The following is a 2,233-nucleotide window of genomic DNA, read 5'->3' on the forward strand; positions in this document are numbered from 1 at the left end:
GTCCAGCACCAGCGACAGCGGCGTGCCGGTCCATTTGGCGATGCAGCTCCAGCCTTCGACGCAGTCATGGCGGGTGATCTGGGTGCGGCTCGGCATATTCTGGAGTTGCTCGCGGCTGAGCGACAGCGGCTTCTCGACAAGGCCTGAAACCTCCAGTCGCCAGTCGGCAAAGTTGTTGGCGAGCAAGCCCTTGTAGACATCGTCATCGGGAGCGGTGACACCATTCGGCCGCTGCGGCTGGCGGATGTCGGCCTCGGTGAATTCCGGGGCGAGCGCGTCACTTCCGGCAAGCAGCCGCTGTGCGCGGTAGGTCAGGCCATTGGCGTTTTCGAGGAAACTGCGCAGGCCGCTGCCAACACCTAGCTGACTGTCGAAGGCGTCGCAGCCCGACAGCATGATGCCGGAGGCACCAAGGCTGGCACCGGTCAGGAATTTGCGGCGGCTGATCTCAAACTTCGCCATGTCAGGCACTCCTCTCGACGTTTTTGTCGTCCTGTGCGGGAGGATCGGTGCGATACCAGCCGGTGATGATCGAACGCAGTTCGTTGATCGGGCCGGCGGCCAGGATCATCAGGATATGGACGACGAAGAAGGCGACCAATAGCACCATGACGGTGAAATGGATGGTGCGTGCCGTCTGCCGGCCACCGAGCAGATCGTTGAGGAACGGCAGCACCGAATTCATGCTCGGCGACATGGCCAGACCGGTGATGATCATCAGCGGCAACAGCACGAACAGCACCCCGCCATAGGCCATCTTCTGCAGCGTGTTGTATTCGCGCGTGTGGTGGAATTTGAGCTTGGCGTGGTCGACGATGTCTTGCGGCAATCGCTTCAAATCGCCGAGGCGTGGCGCGAGATCGCGCCGCAGATGGCCGTTCACGGTGCTGGCGACAAACCAGACGATCAACGTCGTGGCCAGTATCCAGGCAAAGAAGAAATGGATGACGCGCGCGGTGCCGAGATCATAGTAGGACGGGATGGTCGCCCAGGAGGGAAAGGCGCGGGACGTCTCCTGGCCGGCCGGACCCGACCAGCCGAGCACGCCAGTGGTGTCGAAGCGATGCCCGAAGATTTCCGTGTAGCCGCGCGGACCCGCATCGGAATTCTCGGCGCCGATGGCGAAGATGGTGTTGTTGTATTCGAAGCCCGATTCTTTGCCGATATAGAGCTGCGGACGGGCATTGAAGATCTGCAGGCCTGACAGCAGCATGAAGAACAACGAGATAGCCCAAAGCCAATGCGTCAGCCGTGTCCAGCGCGACTGCCGGTAGATCAGCGTTTTGTCGTTCGACGCCGAAGCGCCTGGATCGGCGGCGGATTGGCTTCTGGCAACGGATTCCATCGTGTTTCGTCTCCCGGCCTCGCGGCATGGCCTGCGCGTTCATTGTCCTCCTGATACGTCGCGATCCAAACCGATGTTTCATCTGATCACGGATTTATTACGGACCGCCCAGGCTGACGGCGAGATTGACGGCGGCGGCGACGATGACCGTGTTGAAGAAAAACGACAGGATCGAATGGACAAGCACGACACGACGCATATGCGTGGTCGAGATGTTGGTATCGGCGGTCTGTGCCGTCATGCCGATCACCGTCGAGAAGTACAGGAAATCCCAGCCCTCCGGCCGTTTGTCACCCGGGAACAGCAGTCCGCCGACCGGGATTTTCTTCCTGGTCTCGGCATCCACAGCATCGCCGTCCATCCAGTAGACATGAGCATAATGGAGCGCTGCCATGGCATGAATGGTGAACCAGCCGAGCGGGATCGACAGCAGCGCGAAGGTGAGCTCGACGGGATGGCTTCTGTCCTTCTGATTGATCAGCAGGAACAATGAGATAACGGCAACGCCGACGACGACAAGCGTCACAGCGAAGATGACCAGCACCGGCTGGTCCGTGGCACGCGCATTCCTGCTCAGATACCTGCCGGTGAACTTCGGCATCTGGGCGACGACGAGAATGACATAGGCGGCAAAGAACGCGTTGGCGCCGATCGAATAGGCGAGCGGGGCGTGCAGCAGCAACGCCACGAGAAGCGCAAAAACGCCAACGCAGGCCGACACAGCGAACAACATGTGGCGCTGAATGGGAGACTTCACCGGGGTTTCGGCAGCCATGTCGGTTCGAACCTTGGATGGCGCTCGGTTTCTAGTCTGGTGTGGCGGATTTGAGCGCCCGCCGCAAGATGCGGTCGAGTTCGCCGAGAAACCGCGACCGGTCTTGCGGCGCG

Annotated in this window: 3 protein-coding genes and 1 pseudogene; all 4 read right to left on the reverse strand. The window is 60.7% G+C overall.

Features of this window, described 5'->3' with window-relative positions; genetic code table 11:
- On the reverse strand, window positions 1-462 hold a 462-nt coding region (locus tag EN750_RS30550), incomplete at its 3' end, for a molybdopterin-dependent oxidoreductase (RefSeq protein WP_145968062.1).
- A 1-nt stretch (window position 463) separates the two neighbouring features.
- Window positions 464-1,345: a cytochrome b/b6 domain-containing protein gene (locus tag EN750_RS30555; protein WP_127398953.1), complete on the reverse strand. Its 882-nt coding sequence runs from the start codon at window positions 1,343-1,345 to the stop codon at window positions 464-466.
- A 97-nt stretch (window positions 1,346-1,442) separates the two neighbouring features.
- The gene (locus EN750_RS30560; protein WP_023810520.1) at window positions 1,443-2,120 is read right to left on the reverse strand and encodes a DUF1345 domain-containing protein; all 678 of its coding nucleotides are present in this window, start codon (window positions 2,118-2,120) and stop codon (window positions 1,443-1,445) included.
- Window positions 2,121-2,151: 31 nt separating this feature from the next.
- Window positions 2,152-2,233: pseudogene (locus tag EN750_RS30565) on the reverse strand (YaiI/YqxD family protein); the annotation flags it as partial.

The organism is Mesorhizobium sp. M7A.F.Ca.ET.027.03.2.1, assembly GCF_003999175.1.
In the GTDB taxonomy this organism is placed as follows: domain Bacteria; phylum Pseudomonadota; class Alphaproteobacteria; order Rhizobiales; family Rhizobiaceae; genus Mesorhizobium.

Excerpts from the sequence above, each read along its gene's own strand:
- EN750_RS30555 (WP_127398953.1), bottom strand. The coding sequence starts at position 1,345 with ATGGAATCCGTTGCCAGAAGCCAATCCGCCGCCGATCCAGGCGCTTCG.
- EN750_RS30560 (WP_023810520.1), bottom strand. The coding sequence starts at position 2,120 with ATGGCTGCCGAAACCCCGGTGAAGTCTCCCATTCAGCGCCACATGTTG.